The sequence below is a fragment of the Maribacter sp. R86514 genome, assembly GCF_044597005.1.
GTDB lineage: Bacteria > Bacteroidota > Bacteroidia > Flavobacteriales > Flavobacteriaceae > Maribacter.
Window position 1 is genome coordinate 4,057,224 of sequence record NZ_CP138999.1, and the last position, 18,679, is coordinate 4,075,902.

Sequence of the window (18,679 nt, forward strand, 5' to 3'; positions counted from 1 at the left end):
TATGAAAGCAAAAATCTTAGTACTCGCAATGGCATTACTGTTCAGCTTAAATATCAAAGCACAGGGAATGCCCACTTATGACAATACAAATTTTGTCAGTTTGATAAAACAACTTGTAGAATCTGGAAAGCAGACGGCTCAAATGATTAAGTCAGTACAGTTCTTAAAAGATGCAAAAGAAAGTATAGAAAAGGTATCAAGTGTGGTACAACAGCTTAGGGCAGTTCAGGAAATTGCACAGAACAATCAACGCCTTATCAATGTAATGCAAAACGATTTGCAGGATATTCTGAACTCGCCTTACATCAAACCAGAGGAAGTCACACGGGTTGCGGAATCTTTTGATGCTATAGTCCAAAACTCTTTAGACACGGATGATTTTATGGGAGAAATTTTATCAAGTGATAATCTAAAAATGTCTGATGCAGAACGTGCTGAAGTGTTAGAACAGAAAAAACAGGAATCTAAGGAAATGGTTTCCAATATTAACACAAGAACCAAACGATATAGGGACATTATTTCCTTCAGAAAAATGCAGGATAAAATAAATAATCGCGAAACAGAATACTAAAAATGACCGCAACTATACTTTTAGGGATTGGGTTGGAATACATCGATACGGTGTTTCAAACCATCCAGAACAGCAGTTTCTCACAATACACTATTGCAGGAATGAAAACGCTTGCTATATTGTTTTTTCTGGTCAATATCCTTAAAAAGTATAACGAGGGCATTGCGGACAAATATGGGTATACTTGGGGATTAAGCCCAGAGGAATTGATGAAGAACTTTGCCATTGTCGTGCTGGTCATCTTTTCTACACAAGTATTAGGTTTCTTCGATAGTATATTGGTTTCCATAGAAGGACAATATCGAGGCACCGCACCAGCCTTATTGCCATTGCAGATGCAAGATATTCCTATTGAGGAAGATGTAAGTATCATTGAGGTAGCGCAAGCAGCTATGACGCTTTTATACGAAGCCTTAGTTACACCGCTTTACGGATTCAAAATATTTGCATTTATCATTAGTTTTTTCCTTTGGATTCTGGATTTGTTCATCTACCCATTATTTCTTGCAGAACGCTACTTTTTACTTGGAATAATGCAAGCTTTCTTTCCGTTGGTTATAAGTTTGGCCGTTTTTGAAAAGTTCCGCTCGCTTGCCTACACATTTTTCAAATTGTACGCTGCCGTTTATATGTTGGTGCCAGCCTTCTTTTTGGTCAATGTATTTGTGAATGCCCTCTATACGGAAATCAATACTAATTTCTGGACAAACCTTTTTGGGACAGATGTTGGCCAGGGCTTTTTTGCGCCAGTCGTTCAACTTGGGTCAGTTGGTTTCATTGTTTTTCTGAAATTCAAATTATACAAACGCGCCACATCATTTACACTTAGGTTATTTACGGCTTAAAGTAGATTAAAGATAGAATTATGAAAACACCATACAAAAACATATATGCCGTTCTAAAAGTGAACCGATTTATAGTAATAGCAGTTATTGTTTGCGCTTTTCTGTCCAGCACCTTTTCGGTTTGGATAGCGTTCAATACCAATCAAAAAGCACTTAATAGCGCCTTCGCCATAAATACCGATGGCAGTATTATTCCGCTGAAGCTCGTTACGCAAAAAGAGAATTTTAAGGTTGAAGCTTTAGCACATTTAGACCTGTTCCACAACTACTTCTATAATATCGATGCCAGCAATTATGAACGCAATCTAGAAAAGGCGCTTTGGCTCGGCAATAGTTCCGTGGATAACCTATACCGACAAAAAAAGGCGGATGGTGTCTACAACCGGTTGTTACAGTATTCTTTGGTAGAAAAGGTAGTTAGCATCGATTCCAAAATAGAAGAAAACAAGGGATCATATAGCTTTACCACAACGACCATTTTTGAAATCAACAGAGGGACTATTATCGATAAATATGAGTTGGTTTCTACCGGAAACCTGATAACGGTTGACCGGAACTTTCCAAATAATCCGCACGGATTGTTGATTACAAACTATTTCGAAAACACTTTAAAAAAACGTACAGATGAAGATAGAAAAAAATAAAATTGTCTTTGCAGCTGTATTGGCTGTGATTCTCATATTCCTGATTTCCTATTCTATGATGGTTATGGGCGATGATGAAAGCGAAAATGATAATCTAGAACAGACCTTAGTTCCAGATTTGGATGAAAACCAAAAAGAATACGATTCCAAACTAGATGCCATCAACGATTTGAAGGTAGCAAGGGAAACCAATGCACCGAGTATCTATGACGAAAAACTAATTGATTCTTTAGGCTTCTATGACCCTGACCTTCCGGAACTTGAAAAAGAACGCATTATAGATAGTATTTACAATGCTGGTAAAATTCAATATTCCGAAAAGCAGTATCAAAATATTGGACAAAAGAAAGTTACTCAAAAAAATGTACAACAGATTGACTCAGCCGAAATAAAACGAGAACAAAAGATTGAAGCTAAAGAATTAGGACTAGAACATCAACTGTTCTTTGCTGCATCGCCAAAACCAAATGAATTTTCAATTTTAGGCACTACAGATGAAACTATTTACGTGGTCGTTGACGGCGACCAAATAGTTATGGCAAATACCCGATTAAGAATGCGCCTGACCAAGTCTGCACTAATCAATGGCAAACAGATACCAAAGAACACATTCATTTTCGGATTCACAAGCTTTCAACCCAACCGTGCCTTGATTGAGATTGAAAACATAAAGCATCATCCCACCAAACTCAAAGCTTTTGATTTGTTGGATGGTAGTGAAGGTATCTATGTGGAAAATAACTTTCGAGCAGAAGCCACCACCGAAGTTCTTGACGACATTATTGGCGACATTAACATACCTGCCGTTCCGCAAGTAGGTGGAATTACAAAAGTTCTTAGACGTAGTAATCGTAACGTAAAAGTTACGGTTTTGAACAATTACAAATTAATCTTAAAACCAAAATTATGAGGCCTATAATGGGTATTTAAAAACGCACTCTTATGAAAAATTCAGTCTTAATAATAGCAGTCATATGTATTTCCGCTTTCGCGAAAGCACAAACAACCAAAGTTCTCGACACCATTTATGCCAACGACACCAAAAACGTTGCGCTGTTCTTTCCAGAACCTATTAGGCAAGGTGTAACTGGTTCGGATAATTTTGTCTTTACCTACAATCGTGAAAAAGAACAGTACTTTGGATTGCTTCAGGCAACCCCTGGGAAAGAAAGTAATTTATTGATAATCAATAGAAATGGGGCAATTTTTTCGTATATTATAAGATATAGAAAGCAGCTATCGAAGCTCAATTATTTCGTGTCACAATCAAGTAGTATAGGCAATGAAAAACCTATCATCATTGATACTACCGAAGTAACTGAAGTTGAGAATTTAGTAGATAACAGCAGATTTTACTACACAAAATTCTCTTCTTATCTTCTTGAAAGAAAGCAACGAATAGGTACGATACAAAAACGAAATGAAAGCATCGTTTTGAGTGTTGAGAATATAGTTTTTGATAAGGAAGAACTCTACTTTGTTATCCAGATTGAGAATAAATCGAGTTTGGATTACGACTTAAATTTCTTAAATCTCTCGCTAGAAACAAGACAAAAAGGCAAAAGAAAATCGTTACAAAAGCTGCTTCAAGAACCCATTTTTAAGCACAACGTACCGTCCAGAATAGCTGAGGGCGAAGTTGTAAAATTAGTTTATGTAATGCCTAAATTTTCAATAATTAATGACCGTAGATTAGTGGTTGAGCTGAATGAGAAAAATGGGGAAAGGGATTTAAAATTGAAGGTATCGCATAAGTATATCAATAACCCAAATTAAAATTGTTATGAAAAAAATCGTCATTTGCTCGCTTGTACTGTTGTTCCTTTCTTGTTCAGAAAGCACAACAAAATCCCCTTCTGAAACTGCCAAGGCAGTTGCGGGAAGTTTTTTTTCAAAAGATGAATCAGCTTTAAAAAAACATACTACTACAGAAGGCTATGCCAGTTTGATTACTGTACAGAATATGATACCGGATTCTGATAAAAACATCGAAGTGGAAATTTTAGATGAAGCTGTTGATGGCGAAATTGCCTGGATAAAATACAGCAGCACCTACGATGGGAAAACTGGAATTTTCAAGTTGGTTAAAGAAAACGGTCAATGGAAAGTTACCAGTAAAAGACCGAGGGAAAAAGGGCCTTTTTAAGCTATGGATAATGAACAGGTCCATAACAATAATATCCCTGATACCGCGTTTATAGCGCTGGATATTTTCAAGAGTATTATAAAAGGTAAAATTGAAGCCTATACCGCTTTTGGTCATAACCAATCAGACTTAATAGAACTCAACGATATTTTGAAAATTAATATCAAAGATATGGTCATCTCATCTAAACAAATTTCGGATGAAATCAGCGATGAGGATGTTGTGGAATTTGTATCCTATTACAATCGGTTAGTCCATGAATGATGGTGTAAACTGAACTCTGTCTAAAATAGATTTTATCGTTAATTTTATCTAGAAGAGATTACTTCACTATTTGCACCTTTTATGTAATAGTCCTCTATGCAAAAACTTTCTATTAAAAGTGCTATTTGTAAATAGTTACTAAATAATGTTGAGAAAGGTCCATTTAAACGGTCGTTATAAGTAGACTAAATCTGCAATTTTGAAAGTCTAAATAAAGGTGGGTTTAAACGTACTAGTTAAATTCTGTGGAAATACCCTTATTTGAACTTTAGAAATTAAATGCAGTCCCGTACAACTTTCTTTTTTTAGGAACTCATAGCATAGTAAAGCTTTGCAACACAGTTGCATGAATTTCTTGTTATCTTTGGAAAGTGAAATCAATCGCAATCATATTATCGCTATATTTTTTGGCACTCAATTTCATTCCGTGTAATGATGGGAAGATGTCAAGTGATGATGCGGAAATCGAAAATGTAATCGCGATGGATGGAAATCATGACCATGGCGCAACCGACCTGTGTTCCCCATTTTGCAATTGCCATTGCTGCCATATCCATACCATCGAATCCAACATTATTTCGTTCGAACCCTTGATTCTTATGAATTTCAAGGAAAAATTTGCGCATTTCGATAGCTTCGGCAATGACATTTCACACTCTCTTTTCCAGCCTCCAAAGGCATAGTCAGTTTTACACTAGGATAACTATATCCGATTTTGACCGAGAAAGGTCACACTCCGCTGCGGACAATTGCAATTTTTTGGCATAATTCCGTGATGTTTAACTGTATTAAATTCTTTCTATGCTTAATAAAATTATTAGGTATTCCATAACCCATAAGCTGGTTATTGGTTTACTCACTCTAGCCTTGATTATCACGGGTGCTTATTCATTGCAACAGCTTCCTGTAGATGCCGTTCCGGATATTACCAATAATCAAGTACAGGTCATTACGACCTCGCCAACACTTGCAGCCCAAGAGGTTGAGCGATTAATCACTTTTCCCATTGAACTCACAATGGCAACCATTCCCCAAATCGATGAAATTCGTTCTTTTTCACGTTTTGGATTATCGGTTGTAACCATTGTTTTTGAGGAGAATGTAGATGTGTATTGGGCAAGACAACAGGTAAACGAACGTCTGGCGGATGCTCAATCCCAAATTCCAGAGGGCATCGGTAAGCCAGGAATCGCACCATTGACTACGGGACTTGGTGAAATTTATCAATATGTCATTGCTACAAAGCCTGGTTATGAGGACAAATACACAGCAACAGAGCTTCGGACGATACAAGATTGGGTCATTAAACGCCAGCTATTGGGAACGAAAGGCGTTGCAGACGTCAGTAGTTTTGGTGGCTATCTAAAACAATATGAAATTGCAGTTCGTCCAGAACGCTTGAACGGTATGGGTGTTTCCATTTCCGACCTTTTCAGCGCACTCGAAAATAACAATCAAAATACTGGCGGTGCTTATATTGAAAAAAATGACAAAGCACTTTTTATTAGAAGCGAAGGCCTTGTTGGTTCGATAGAAGATATCAAGAATATTCTTGTAAAGCAGACAGAAAGTGGCATTCCTATTTTGATAAGTGATGTTGCAACAGTTCAAACAGGAAAGGCGATTCGTTATGGCGCAACAACCCGAAATGGCGAAGGCGAAGTGGTTAGTGCGATTGTTATGATGTTGAAAGGCGCTAACTCCGCCAAAGTAATAAAGGATGTAAAAGATAGAATTGAAACCATTAGCAAAACCTTGCCCGAAGGTGTGGTTATCGAACCCTTTCTGGATAGAACTAAATTGGTGGACAATGCCATTGGTACAGTTACCACGAATCTTGTGGAAGGTGCGCTTATCGTGATTTTCATTTTACTTTTATTGTTGGGCAATTGGCGTGCTGGTTTGATTACAGCATCCGTTATTCCTCTCGCTTTACTATTTGCGTTTAGTATGATGCATATTTTTGGTGTTTCGGCAAACCTGATGAGTTTGGGAGCAGTTGATTTTGGTTTAATTGTGGATGGTGCGGTCATTATTGTGGAAGCGACCCTATTCCATTTAGGGGCGTTAAAAATTTCCAGAAAATTGACGCAGGCTGAAATGGATGAAGAAGTGTATCAATCTGCAAGTAAAATTCGAAATTCAGCAGCTTTCGGAGAAATCATCATCCTAATTGTATATCTACCTATTTTAGCCTTGGTGGGAACGGAAGGCAAAATGTTCGGACCGATGGCGCAAACGGTAAGTTTCGCTATTTTGGGAGCATTCTTATTGTCGCTGACTTACATTCCAATGATGTCGGCATTGGTCTTGAGCAAAAAAACAGAACACAAGCGGAATATTTCCGATAAAATAATGGACTTCTTTTATTGCATTTACGAACCAATCATACATTGGGCAATGCGTACAAGAATTATTGTAGTTGGTAGTACCATTGCACTTTTCGTCACCGCTTTTTTAGTGTTCCAAAGCTTGGGTGGCGAATTTATTCCAACACTTGAAGAAGGCGATTTTGCGGTAGAAACACGAGTTATTACGGGAAGTTCCCTTTCAAATACAATAAAAGCGACTACCAAAGCTGAAAAAATCCTCTTGGATAATTTTCCAGAGGTGGAACAAGTCGTATCTAAAATTGGTTCGGGAGAAATCCCAACAGATCCGATGCCGATTGAGGCTGCCGATTTAATGATAATTCTTAAAGATAAATCAGAATGGGTTTCGGCATCCAACAGGGAAGATTTGGCAAATAAAATGGCTGAAGCACTTGAAGTTATTCCTGGTGTTACCTTTGGTTTTCAACAACCGATTCAAATGCGTTTTAATGAGTTGATGACAGGTGTGCGTCAAGATGTCGCCATCAAGATTTATGGCGAAGATTTAAATCAACTTTCTACCTATGCAAGCCAAATCGGAAAATTGGCAGGAACGGTGGAAGGTGCTGTGGATGTCTATACGGAGGAGGTCACGGGAGTGCCACAAATAGTCATCAACTACAATCGTGGACAACTTGCAAAATACGGATTGGATATAAAATCGGTAAACAATACGATTCAAGCTGCATTCGCTGGAGCTTCCACAGGCTTGGTGTATGAAGGCGAAAAGCAGTTTGACTTGGTAGTACGTTTGGAAAATAAAAACAGAACAGACCTTCACGATGTCCAGAATCTGTATCTCAATGGTGCCAATGGCCAACAGATTCCCTTGCAACAGGTAGCAAATGTTTCCATAAAAGATGGACCTTACCAAATTCAACGAGATGATACACGACGACGAATAATCGTAGCCTTCAATGTGCGTAATCGGGATGTGGAAAGCGTTGTTGATGAAATAAGTTCAAAAATCGATTCACAAATCAATCTGAAACCAGGCTATACTATTTCGTATGGAGGGCAGTTTGAAAATCTTGTGGAAGCACGAGAACGTTTGGCAATTGCAGTTCCACTCGCATTGTTGCTCATTTTTATTCTGTTATACTTTACGTTTGGGTCAATCAAACAAGGTGTGCTCATTTTTACGGCAATTCCATTATCAGCCATTGGGGGTGTGTTTGCACTTTGGCTTCGAGATATGCCATTTAGTATTTCTGCAGGAGTTGGATTTATTGCTTTGTTTGGTGTAGCGGTCCTAAATGGTATCGTTTTAATTGCGGAATTTAACCGACTTAAAAAAGACGGAATTTCAGATATTTTCCAACGCATCTATCAAGGCACAAAGACCCGTTTACGTCCTGTAATTTTGACCGCTTCCGTAGCCTCTCTAGGGTTTTTGCCAATGGCAATTTCCCAAACTTCTGGCGCAGAAGTACAGCGACCTTTGGCAACCGTAGTGATTGGTGGTTTGATTACAGCAACCTTTTTAACACTCGTGGTATTGCCAATCCTCTATTATTATTCTGAAAAAAAATTAAAGATGAAACCTAATAAGACAGCTCTTGTTATGCTGATGGCATTATTCGGAAGTGCCTTTTCCATAAATGCGCAGACAACTTCTCAAGTAAAAGTCTATCAAAATATTGATGAAGTAATTGAAACAGCATTAAAAAACAATCCCAATATCAAGGTGTCACGTTTGCAGACAGAACAGCAGCAGGCATTGAAAGGCAGTAGTTTCGATTTACCTAAAACTGATTTTGGTTTGGAATATGGACAAATCAATAGCATTGCAGATAATGATACACGTTTTAGCGTTAGTCAAAAGTTTGCGTTCCCAACACTTTATGGAAGCCAAAATAAATTGGTAAAAACCAAAATTGAGGCAAGCGAACTGAATGAAGCGGTTCTAAAAAATGATTTGATTGCCCAAGTTAAATCCACGTATTACGAATTGTGGTATATCAAGAGCAAACAAATGGTACTGCAAAAACAGGACAGCATTTATGAACGGTTTGCCTACGCCGCGAACTTGCGTTATAAAACAGGCGAAAGCAATGCATTGGAGCAGGCAACAGCCAATGTGGAACTGGCAGATATTCAGATTATGATTTTGGATAACGCTTCTGTCCTTAAAAACCATCAACTACAATTGCAAAATCTGATGAATACAGATAGTTTGGTTGATATCAATGTAGGAAATTTAGAAGTAAAAACTGAAATGTTACCCCAGTTGAAGGATTCCACAGCAATCTCAAATAATCCAACGCTCGCTTTTTACCAAAAGCAAATCGAACTTGCCGAAAATGAAAAATCCGTGGCTGTTTCAAAACTATTACCAGATATCACATTGGGTTATTTCAATCAATCCTTTATAGGCAATGGCGAAACCGCAAACGGAACACCAACAGTATTCGATTCTGGAGATAGATTTACAGGTGTGCAATTGGGTTTGAGTATCCCAATTTGGTTAAAACCACACACAGCGAAAATCAAAGCTGCCAAAATCCAAAAAATGGAGAACGAAGCACAATTGGAAGCTATAAAAAACAGAGCGCAGACCCAGTTTGATACCTTATGGGAAACGCTTCAAACGGAGCAAACAAATCTGGAATCGTACAAAAACAATGCTTTGCCGCAAGCGGAATTGCTGTTGAAAAATTCCCAACGTGGATTTCAGGAAGGGGAAGTTGGGTATATCGAATACATCCAAGGGCTTAACAGGGCAATGACTATTCAAGTGAAATATTTGGATTTTGTAAACCAGTACAATCAAACACTCATAAAAATCGAAGAACTCATCGCTAATAATCAATAAAATGAAGAATATATATATAACAATCTTTTTTATCGTCGCTTTAATGTCAACAGGTTGTAAGGATAATGCACAACCAATGGTTGAAGATGACCACAAAGGAGAAGAAAATCAAGTTGAACTGACCGATGCGCAAATGGAACAGACCAACATTGTCATTGGTAAGGTTGAAAAACGAAAAATAGGACACGAAATCTCGGTAAACGGAATGATTGATGTGCCACCACAGGGCAATATTTCAGTTACAGTACTGTACGGGGGATTTTTGAAATATACCGAAATGCTTCCTGGTAGCAGAATTAAAAAGGGTCAGGTAATAGCAAGTGTGGAAAATCCAGAATTTATCGAGTTCCAAAGGGAATATTTGGAAGCTCTGGCAAATAATGATTATCTCAAAGCAGATTTTGACCGTCAGCAAACCTTGAACGATGAAAATGTAACATCAACAAAAGTATTCCAAAAGGCGAAAAGTATGTATTTGACCAATCAGGCAAACATCAAGTCGCTTGAAAGTAAACTTCGATTGATAGGTATAAACCCAACAAGTGTAAAAAATGGTAATCTATCAACTGTCGTGAATGTGTATTTGCCCATAAATGGTGTGGTTCGGGATGTTTATATCAACACAGGAAAATATTTCAATCCCCAAGATGTAATAATGGATATTACCGATGCAACAGATTTACATGTAGAACTTAAGGTATATGAAGATGATATTCCCTTGATTCGTAATGGGCAACGCATTCGCTTTAGACTGGCAAATGCACCGGAAGAATGGATGGAAGCCGAAGTATTTCTCATTGGAAGCAACGTGCGTGACGATAGGTCTATTACGATTCACGGTCATTTAAAGGAAAAAAATGAAGACTTATTGCCAGGAATGTTCGTCAATGCAGCTATTGAAGTGGAAGCGCAGGAACGATATGCCGTTCCAGAAGAAGCCATAGTTCGATTTGAAGCAAAACAGTATATTTTTAAATCCCTCGGAAAACGGAGAGAAGGTGAAAACCCGATGAATGATTTTGAAATGCTCGAAATCACAAAAGGTAACGAGGAAGAAGGTTTTGTTGCGTTCGAATTTGTCGATGAAACGCAGGACATTACTTCTATGGAAATTGTTTTAAAGGATTCTTTTACCCTTTTGGCAAAAGCAAAGAATAGCGAAGAAGAAGGAGGTCACGGCAATTAATAATAAAGCATGAAGGAAATAGAAAAAACATTGGAAAATAAAAATGTGCGTCCTACGGCAATGCGCATCTTGATCTATAAATATATGGCCGAAAAGGAAATTGCGGTCGCCCTTACGGATATTGAGAACGCTTTCGCGAAATCTGACAGGACTACGTTATACCGAACGCTGAAAACCTTTGAGGAAAAAGGAATCGTACACCAGATAGACGATGGCACTAGCACAACCAAGTATGCCTTATGTGAGCCCGGTTGTAACTGTGAGATTGAACAGGATTTACACCTTCATTTTCATTGCAGCAACTGCAATGAGACGGTCTGTCTGACTGAACATAAGATTCCACATATCAACCTCCCGGACGGTTACGTTGCCGAAGACGCAAATTTGGTTTTGAAGGGAATCTGTGACAAATGCAGCAGGCAATAAATGCACTTCTGTTGCATCAAAATAATTAGGAAATTACACTCATGAAAAAGAAAAAAGTAAACTTACGGGATTTAGACCCAAAGGAACACCAAGGCGGGCACAATCACGATGACGGACACAATCACGGCAGTCCAGAAGAAGCCTCCAATTTCAGAACTTATTTACCAGCGATTTTTAGCTTTGTAATGTTGATAGCAGGAATCGCCATTGATTATTTCGATGCTTTTCCATTTTTTAAGGGTTGGATTCGTGTTGTCTGGTATACGGTAGCCTATATTCCAGTTGGATTTCCAGTCATAAAAGAAGGATGGAACAGTATCAAGAATGGCGATTTCTTTACAGAATTTTTTCTAATGTCCATTGCAACCTTGGGCGCATTTGCCATAGGCGAATATCCCGAGGGTGTTGCGGTAATGCTTTTCTATGCCGTTGGAGAACTGTTTCAGAATGCTGCTGTTAACCGTGCTAAAAGAAATATAAAAGCATTATTGGACGTGCGCCCTAATGAAGCCTTGGTAAACCGTGATGGCGATTTCATTTCGGTCAATCCCGAGACTGTTCAGATAGGCGAAAAGATTCAGGTGCGTGTGGGCGAAAAAGTACCACTCGATGGTATTCTGCTTTCTGATAAAGGTTCATTTAATACCGCAGCTTTAACAGGCGAAAGCAAACCCGATACTATCGCCAAAGGAGATAGTGTTTTTGCCGGAAGCATAAATCTCGATGGTGTAATCGAAATCGAGACCACAAAAGAGTTTAAAGATAGTTCCATTGCACGAATTCTTGATATGGTACAGAATGCGACTGCAAGAAAATCAAAGACGGAATTATTTATAAGGAAGTTCGCAAGGATTTATACGCCTATCGTTGTTTTTCTCGCTATCGGTCTGACATTCTTGCCTTACTTTTTCGTGGATGATTATGTGTTTCGTGATTGGCTGTACAGAGCTTTAATATTTCTCGTGATTTCGTGTCCTTGTGCATTGGTCATCTCGATTCCTCTCGGCTATTTCGGTGGTCTGGGTGCAGCCTCGCACAACGGTATACTATTTAAAGGAGCTTCATTTTTGGATGCAATGACCAAAGTGACTACTGTGGTAATGGACAAAACGGGAACCGTGACCAAAGGTGTTTTCAAGATTAAGGAAGTAATAAACAGTTCCAATTTCTCGGAAGCGGTATTTATGAAATACTTGATGGCAATGGAAGAACAATCTACCCATCCTATTGCAAAAGCAATTCTGGAATATAAAGCTGAAGGTGCAGATTTAGATGCCACGAATGTTTCTGAGGTTGCTGGAAAAGGCTTATTGGGAACGGTTAATGGTAAGACTGTTCTGGTAGGGAATAAGGCTTTGATGACCTCAAATAACATCGAAGCTCCATCTGCAACCAATGACATTGTGGAATCCATCGTCATGGTCGCCATTGATGGAAAATTTGCGGGCTATGTGACCATTGCCGATGAACTAAAGGAAGATGCGCACCAAGCCATAAAGCAAATTAGGGATTCTGGGATTTCCAAAATCATTATGCTTTCGGGCGATAAGGATTCCATAACTCAACAGGTCGCAAAAGAATTGGGCATAGATTGGGCTAAGGGCGGTCTATTACCGGAAGATAAATTGAACGAAGTCGAAAAGCTCAAAGCACAACCAGATACGAAGGTTGCCTTCATAGGCGACGGTATCAACGATGCACCGGTATTGGCAGCAAGTGATGTAGGTATCGCGATGGGCGGTTTGGGTAGCGATGTTGCCATTGAAACGGCGGATGTCATTATCCAGACGGACCAACCTTCAAAAATCGCAAGAGCAATTAAAATTGGGCGTTCTACCCGAAAAATTGTTTGGCAAAATATTGGTTTGGCATTTGGTGTAAAGATTATAGTTCTTATTCTTGGTGCTGGTGGACTTGCCACAATGTGGGAAGCCGTTTTTGCGGATGTGGGGGTGGCGTTGCTAGCTATATTGAATGCGGTGCGATTGCAGAAGATGAAGTGGAGTTAGTAAAGAAATAAAATACATAGATTTTAGTTCTTTAAAACGGTCGTTTTACGAAATGACTTGAAAATGTTGCTAACATATTCGCTTCCAGTTCAATTTGTCGTTCTTTTTAGTAGTTCCGGTAATTCACCTTTTACGGAACTAAAAAAGTATAATTAAACGATTGTTTAAATGTACTCTTAACATTATACTTGTTGTGCTTCGTTTCGTTATTGCAGTCAAACTCATTAAAGTATGCTTCAAAAATGCCACACTCTTTACAAAATCCGCTTTTTGCTAAGAGTACAAAGAACGTCGCTACTTTAACTCACATACAGTCGCTTTTCAAATATCGAACGCGCCTCATCATAAACCCGTTCAAAATTAGCTGCTAAATCAGCCTGTGCAAACTGTTTCGATTCCTTTGGTAATTCTCTTTGAATATCATCCAATTTAAATTGAATTTTCTTATCCTTTCCATCCGCGTAAGTAATAAATTCGCCTTGTTTCAACCTGAAGAAAACATCAGCTCTAATCTTTGGAATTTCCTTTTCGCCCGTAGTAATACGCGTATCAAAATCAAGGTTATGTCCTCGACTGATACTCTTGGTTGGGTCTTTAATAATTTCAAAAAAGCGTTCGTAATATTTAGCGGTATCTGGGTCATTGACCTTACCGAAGAATTGATAGGATAAATTGCTCAAAATCGCTTTACTTGCTTTATCGCCATACATCATATCATTCTGAATTTTGTCTTGCATCACATAAATAGTTGAGATGTTATAACTACGTAATGTTGCCGGAATACGGTGCATATTCAACAGTCGTATGGTTGGTGCTTCTTCCATTAATAGAAATGATGGTTTTGAATTCCGCACGCTCATTTGCTTGGTAATAGTATGAATGATGGTAGCGATGACGGGCGAATAGGAGGTTTCAAATTTTGGGTTGTTCACTATTGAAATTACTGATGGATTTTCCTCGCTATTAATATTCAATGGCACTTCGTCTGCGGACAATGCCATAAAAATACGTTGGGTACTAATTCGTTTGAGCGCATTGGCCAAGGTGCTTTTTACACCAGCAGTCTGTCTTTCAGAATCTTTGCCACTAATAAAAGCATCTGCCATCGCCCTTGAGGTGGTGTTGGTTTCCAGAAACTGGATTAGGCTTTTTGTATCAAGGAATTGATAAACAGCTATCAAATGGGGTAACGTACAGTATTTTGGATATTCCGTTTTCAGTTTCCAAATCAAACCACCAATCAACCCCTCTGCAGCATCGTTAAAGAATTTTGTCGTGCCAGTTGTTCCGCTTTCTCTTTGCTCTAAAAGGTTTTCGATTAACACCCTTGACACCTCATTGACGCTTTCCTCGTTCTCTAAATAGCGTGGCGCAATAGGATTTACCCTATGGATGATTTTATCGAAGGAAATGACCTTAAATGGAATATCGCTATCCTTGAAAAGTGGATATGCCATTTCGGTCAATTCAAAATCTTTGTAATCGTGAATGATTCCGCAAAAGCCTTCTTTTTGGAAGTGTTTAAGAAATCCGTAAACGACACTTTCGGTTTTTCCGCTTCCAGCGGATCCGATGACGGATGCGCCACGTTTAATATTATCCAATTTAAAATTCCCTTTGCTCGTAGCAAAGTTGACTTGGTATTTACTATCGCCATTTTGCGAATTTTCAGTTTTATGCAGAAAAACGTATAGTCCTGTATTAATTAATAGTATCGGACAAACTAGATACAACAAAATGAATGTTAATTCATTTCCAGCAGCAACATAGAATACGAAAAATGACAGTATTGCGATATTCAAAAGAAACGCAAACTTACTTACCCGAAACATCGCATAGAAAACAGTACTGGTAAAACCAATAATTGAAAGTGTCGTTATGATATTATCTATCTGCATACTACTTATATTCCGATGGAACTTGATTTAATTGCTATTTCTGCACCACGTCTTAACCGTTTGAAAACCCGAAGCGCAATTTGTGCTTGGCTTAAAGGAATACTAGGTATTACTGGCAAGCCTGTTTTTGTAATCATTTTAAAAGCCAATGCCTTTTCGTTAGCTGGTAGTTTCATCAAGGCAGCAAAATAGAGGTTAGGGTTTTTAACAAAATCTTTTCTTGCTTTATAGGTCTCGGCAAAATTGCGTTTATATCCAAAAGTTTTGTCAAACGTCTTTTCCGCTTTAACGAAAAAGGCATCCCTATCAAAACCTCGCTTTACCTTTTTGCCGTGCATCTCTACTTCAGAAGCTTTGTGTTTACTACCAGGCGAAAGACTTACCGAATTGGAAGCATCCTTTCTGCTTACGATAATATGGATATGACTTTGGTTTCCATCTTTTGACATTCCTTGGACAATGCGTTTTCCATTTTGTTGATGCGGTGCTTGGCGTTCCAGTTTGGCAATTTCCCTGTTCATCTTTTTAATATTCCCTTTTGCTCGTCCATCTTGAATATTTCGGATTTCTGTTTTTAGCTGAAGTATTTCTGTCGCGAAAGGTTGGTTCTCTTTTACCTGAATATCTGTGCCTTTAAAGGTTCGTTGATGTTCAATTTTCGCATAGTATTTTATGTCATCAATAGTTATAGGTCGCCCATTAATTTCACGGTTGAAACTGGCAACATAATCCTTCATCAGCTCACGCGTGTAGGTTTTTAAATCTTGGCTATTGTTCTTTAGTTTTCGTAATTCATACTTTGAAGGACTGACCGTAATCGAATAAAACTTGGGTTCTTTCTTTTTTAATTTTGCGGTATTTCCATCAATTTCTTTGACCACTTCTTCAGCGGAAATTTCATCGCCATATAGGTTAAAAAAGTGTTCTACATCTTGTTGTTCCAAACCTTGATTTTCTTTGTCTAAATAGCCTACAAAATCCGCTGAACCCTGACTATAAGTGCCGCCTAATTTTTGAGGTGTTATTGTGATGTACATAGCTCAAAAATTTAAAGTTGATTACTTGGGTTTTTCTTTTCACGAAAGCGTACTTCCTTTTTCTCTTTGGCATATTTCTTTTCCACAATCAGAGGCTTTTCATTTGGTTCTTCTGTCTGAAAAAGAGATTGAATCATCGCTACCGTAGGTTTGGTTTGTGTCTTTTCCACATCCCTCATTATGGCAATTACAGCATTGATTCTTTTAAGTAATTTGGCTTCGATGGTTCGCCCCGTCGGACCCAATTTTTCCTTTGGCGAGATTTCATTGTAGAAGAAAAAATCAAGCATCGTGGACATTGCCTCGGTGTGCGATTTGAAGTAAGTGCGTGAGAAAGTCTGGAAACGTTTTGCAGTTTCCTTTTTAAATCTAATTCCAATAAATGAGTCCATATTTCGCCTATTTGTCGCAAAATCTTTACTAAAAATGGGCATTTACAGCTCGTTTGTCGCAAATCTCTGATTGTCAGGAAATTAATATATATTCAAATCGCTGATAATCAGCTATTTGAAAACGAAAAGGAATCCGAAACATCGCGCAGCGTGTTACCCTCTTGCTATTCCTTTTCGTCACGCGCAAGCGTGACAAAAATCCATACAACCCGGCTAAAAAGCCGATTGCCATTTTCAGGGAAAATGATTTTCCGATATGTTATTTTTCGATGTGTACGGTTATCGGCGAAAGTCGAAAAGTGGATAACCCTACGTAATTTTGAATGCTGAATTTCAGCGAAATAAAGATACGTTTTTTTATTGACTTGATACTAATTACATACAAAAGCACCTCTAAAAATTCAGAGGTGTTTTATAAAACTTTAAAGTTTCAGATATTGAAAACATAACTGTATGAGTATAGATTTTTAATCATTTCCTCATCAATCAAGTTTTCATAATTTGCACCAGTTTCTTCCACATATTTTTTTATGGATTCCCCATAAAGATGTGTAACGTGTTCTCTCGAAACCTGTAAGAGTTCCTTTTGTTTTTCCTCGCTCAAATCTTGAAATTTAATGTAAATCATAACTTCAAAATTTTAGTATTCGCTCGGTAACATCAGCGTATCATTTACAAAAAATAACCGCAGTTCATCGAGTGGAAAATCGGTTGCCCTGTAACCGTGTTTTTCCAAAATATTGTCGTTGCCATCGCTGTAAATTATCTCCGCTTCATAACCAGAATAATCCTGTTTTTCTTCGGACAATCTTTTAAAGTCGATTGTAATAAATTCGCTTCGGTTCATCAGACTTTTTGCAATTACGGACGTGTCGGTAATGAGCCAAAAACATTCTGCCACGTTAGCAAGGTATTTTAAACCGTCTGTAAAACGTGTTCTTAATAATGGGATTTGATAGAACATTTCCGTTCCGTGAAAATGTTGCAATCCTTCTTTGATTTCGTTAACTTGTATTTTCATTGTACATATTATTTAAAGTGTGAATAATGAAAAAGAGGGCGCATCTTTCGACGGTTACGCCCTCTTTCATTTTAAGATTTACTTGTCGTCTTTGTTTCCAAGTAATAGAATTTCATCGGCTACCACTTCGGTAACGTAGCGTTGTTCATCTTTATCGGTTGTATAACTTCGGGTTTTAAGTTTTCCCGATATTCCAACTTCTTTACCTTTAATGACATACTTCTCTACAATTTCCGCAGTCTTGCCCCAAGCAACTACCGTATGCCAATTAGTGTCAGTTTGTTTTTCGCCTTTGGCATCTTTGTAATACTCATTTGTGGCGAGTGAAAAACGGGCTACTTTCTTTCCACTTTCAAGGTTCGTAATGGTTGGTTCTTGTCCAACGTTTCCAATTAACTGTACGTAATTTTTAATAGTACTCATAATAAAAAGATTTGTGTCTGCTTTATTACAGACTGGTTTATATTTCCCTTATTTGTTTTAAACTGAATTAAATTTTAAGGGGTGTTTGTTCTTTTCTTCTGTGCACCGCACAATGGATAGAGTGGGTTTTGTCAAGACTTTTCGGGAATAAATCAGGTGTGTTTGCGACGTAGTAAATTCCTTGGAATTTCAAGGAAGTAGAAACCTTATTTTTCACTAAAACTTGTATAGTCTTGACAAGTTCCATAAGGGCATTAGCAATTCTTTTAAACGCAGTTGCGTTTGAGCGTACCGATAGTTAAGCGAAATAAGTAGCTGGGTTTAATCTAGAATTGGTTATGTTCTGCCTGTTTTTCGACGGCCCGAAAAACAACAAAGGCTTTATCCATTATAAACCCCTTAAAATGTGTAAGACAGCGGTTTGGTTTTTAAGGATTTTCGAGTGAAGGCTCAAGAAGACTTCGCCGAAAATCCTGTTAAGAAAACCGAAGTGATGACTTTCCGTTGAAAAGCGGACTTAAATCACAATTTTGGCTTGGAATAAAGTGTTTCTTTCCAGCATAGCGGAAAGGGTTAACGGAATGGAAAGCTGAAATTGGGGATTGTGTCCAAGATATGTATAGGGAAGCT

At 38.1% G+C, this 18,679-nt stretch carries 17 protein-coding genes; 12 read left to right on the top strand and 5 right to left on the bottom strand.

The genetic code is table 11. The annotated features are described in order from the left end of the window. Position 1 precedes the first annotated feature (1 nt). The 12 genes from SJY30_RS17615 (at position 2) to SJY30_RS17670 (ending at position 13,278) form a co-directional block, all read left to right on the top strand. Positions 2-571, top strand: a complete 570-nt coding sequence (locus SJY30_RS17615; RefSeq protein WP_396633425.1) for a conjugal transfer protein — start codon at positions 2-4, stop codon at positions 569-571. Between the two features lie 2 nt (positions 572-573). Further along, entirely contained in the window at positions 574-1,416 is an 843-nt protein-coding gene (locus SJY30_RS17620) for a hypothetical protein (protein ID WP_396633426.1), read from the top strand. A gap of 20 nt (positions 1,417-1,436) precedes the next feature. Then, the gene (locus SJY30_RS17625) at positions 1,437-2,060 is read left to right on the top strand and encodes a conjugal transfer protein TraK (RefSeq protein WP_396633427.1); all 624 of its coding nucleotides are present in this window, start codon (positions 1,437-1,439) and stop codon (positions 2,058-2,060) included. Continuing rightward, positions 2,041-2,970, top strand: a complete 930-nt coding sequence (gene traM / locus SJY30_RS17630) for a conjugative transposon protein TraM (RefSeq protein WP_396633428.1) — start codon at positions 2,041-2,043, stop codon at positions 2,968-2,970. Before SJY30_RS17625 ends, traM begins: the two co-directional genes overlap by 20 nt. Positions 2,971-3,002: 32 nt before the next feature. Beyond that, positions 3,003-3,836, top strand: coding sequence for a DUF4138 domain-containing protein (locus SJY30_RS17635; RefSeq protein ID WP_073240397.1), 834 nt, complete (start codon positions 3,003-3,005; stop codon positions 3,834-3,836). A gap of 7 nt (positions 3,837-3,843) precedes the next feature. After that, positions 3,844-4,206: a hypothetical protein gene (locus SJY30_RS17640; RefSeq protein WP_276493804.1), complete on the top strand. Its 363-nt coding sequence runs from the start codon at positions 3,844-3,846 to the stop codon at positions 4,204-4,206. A 3-nt stretch (positions 4,207-4,209) separates the two neighbouring features. Further along, the gene (locus tag SJY30_RS17645; protein WP_073240395.1) at positions 4,210-4,470 is read left to right on the top strand and encodes a hypothetical protein; all 261 of its coding nucleotides are present in this window, start codon (positions 4,210-4,212) and stop codon (positions 4,468-4,470) included. Positions 4,471-4,841: 371 nt separating this feature from the next. Further along, entirely contained in the window at positions 4,842-5,153 is a 312-nt protein-coding gene (locus SJY30_RS17650) for a DUF6660 family protein (protein WP_073240394.1), read from the top strand. Between the two features lie 118 nt (positions 5,154-5,271). Continuing rightward, entirely contained in the window at positions 5,272-9,657 is a 4,386-nt protein-coding gene (locus SJY30_RS17655; protein ID WP_299800745.1) for a CusA/CzcA family heavy metal efflux RND transporter, read from the top strand. Between the two features lies 1 nt (position 9,658). Next, on the top strand, positions 9,659-10,843 hold the full coding sequence (locus SJY30_RS17660) for an efflux RND transporter periplasmic adaptor subunit (protein ID WP_396633429.1): 1,185 nt from the start codon (positions 9,659-9,661) through the stop codon (positions 10,841-10,843). Positions 10,844-10,852: 9 nt separating this feature from the next. Beyond that, positions 10,853-11,269, top strand: coding sequence for a Fur family transcriptional regulator (locus tag SJY30_RS17665; RefSeq protein WP_073240391.1), 417 nt, complete (start codon positions 10,853-10,855; stop codon positions 11,267-11,269). A gap of 41 nt (positions 11,270-11,310) precedes the next feature. Continuing rightward, complete coding sequence (locus tag SJY30_RS17670) at positions 11,311-13,278, top strand: heavy metal translocating P-type ATPase (RefSeq protein ID WP_276493808.1); 1,968 nt, start codon at positions 11,311-11,313, stop codon at positions 13,276-13,278. Between the two features lie 299 nt (positions 13,279-13,577). Here the strand turns inward: SJY30_RS17670 and SJY30_RS17675 are convergent, their stop codons facing one another. From SJY30_RS17675 to SJY30_RS17695, 5 genes are all read right to left on the bottom strand, one after another. After that, positions 13,578-15,176, bottom strand: a complete 1,599-nt coding sequence (locus SJY30_RS17675) for a type IV secretory system conjugative DNA transfer family protein (protein ID WP_299800748.1) — start codon at positions 15,174-15,176, stop codon at positions 13,578-13,580. Positions 15,177-15,181: 5 nt separating this feature from the next. Beyond that, a complete protein-coding gene (mobB, locus tag SJY30_RS17680; protein WP_396633430.1) occupies positions 15,182-16,213 on the bottom strand; it encodes a MobB family relaxase in 1,032 nt (343 codons plus the stop codon). 11 nt (positions 16,214-16,224) lie between these two features. Further along, positions 16,225-16,605: a BfmA/BtgA family mobilization protein gene (locus tag SJY30_RS17685; protein ID WP_299323047.1), complete on the bottom strand. Its 381-nt coding sequence runs from the start codon at positions 16,603-16,605 to the stop codon at positions 16,225-16,227. 640 nt (positions 16,606-17,245) lie between these two features. Further along, positions 17,246-17,626, bottom strand: a complete 381-nt coding sequence (locus tag SJY30_RS17690) for a DUF6876 family protein (protein WP_396633431.1) — start codon at positions 17,624-17,626, stop codon at positions 17,246-17,248. Between the two features lie 78 nt (positions 17,627-17,704). After that, positions 17,705-18,049: a single-stranded DNA-binding protein gene (locus SJY30_RS17695; protein ID WP_396633432.1), complete on the bottom strand. Its 345-nt coding sequence runs from the start codon at positions 18,047-18,049 to the stop codon at positions 17,705-17,707. Between the last annotated feature and the right edge of the window lie 630 nt (positions 18,050-18,679).

Excerpts from the sequence above, each read along its gene's own strand:
- SJY30_RS17660 (WP_396633429.1), top strand. The coding sequence starts at position 9,659 with ATGAAGAATATATATATAACAATCTTTTTTATCGTCGCTTTAATGTCA.
- SJY30_RS17655 (WP_299800745.1), top strand. The coding sequence starts at position 5,272 with ATGCTTAATAAAATTATTAGGTATTCCATAACCCATAAGCTGGTTATT.
- SJY30_RS17645 (WP_073240395.1), top strand. The coding sequence starts at position 4,210 with ATGGATAATGAACAGGTCCATAACAATAATATCCCTGATACCGCGTTT.
- SJY30_RS17635 (WP_073240397.1), top strand. The coding sequence starts at position 3,003 with ATGAAAAATTCAGTCTTAATAATAGCAGTCATATGTATTTCCGCTTTC.
- SJY30_RS17685 (WP_299323047.1), bottom strand. The coding sequence starts at position 16,605 with ATGGACTCATTTATTGGAATTAGATTTAAAAAGGAAACTGCAAAACGT.
- SJY30_RS17625 (WP_396633427.1), top strand. The coding sequence starts at position 1,437 with ATGAAAACACCATACAAAAACATATATGCCGTTCTAAAAGTGAACCGA.
- traM (WP_396633428.1), top strand. The coding sequence starts at position 2,041 with ATGAAGATAGAAAAAAATAAAATTGTCTTTGCAGCTGTATTGGCTGTG.
- SJY30_RS17640 (WP_276493804.1), top strand. The coding sequence starts at position 3,844 with ATGAAAAAAATCGTCATTTGCTCGCTTGTACTGTTGTTCCTTTCTTGT.
- SJY30_RS17665 (WP_073240391.1), top strand. The coding sequence starts at position 10,853 with ATGAAGGAAATAGAAAAAACATTGGAAAATAAAAATGTGCGTCCTACG.
- SJY30_RS17690 (WP_396633431.1), bottom strand. The coding sequence starts at position 17,626 with ATGAAAATACAAGTTAACGAAATCAAAGAAGGATTGCAACATTTTCAC.
- SJY30_RS17615 (WP_396633425.1), top strand. The coding sequence starts at position 2 with ATGAAAGCAAAAATCTTAGTACTCGCAATGGCATTACTGTTCAGCTTA.
- SJY30_RS17675 (WP_299800748.1), bottom strand. The coding sequence starts at position 15,176 with ATGCAGATAGATAATATCATAACGACACTTTCAATTATTGGTTTTACC.
- mobB (WP_396633430.1), bottom strand. The coding sequence starts at position 16,213 with ATGTACATCACAATAACACCTCAAAAATTAGGCGGCACTTATAGTCAG.
- SJY30_RS17620 (WP_396633426.1), top strand. The coding sequence starts at position 574 with ATGACCGCAACTATACTTTTAGGGATTGGGTTGGAATACATCGATACG.
- SJY30_RS17695 (WP_396633432.1), bottom strand. The coding sequence starts at position 18,049 with ATGAGTACTATTAAAAATTACGTACAGTTAATTGGAAACGTTGGACAA.
- SJY30_RS17670 (WP_276493808.1), top strand. The coding sequence starts at position 11,311 with ATGAAAAAGAAAAAAGTAAACTTACGGGATTTAGACCCAAAGGAACAC.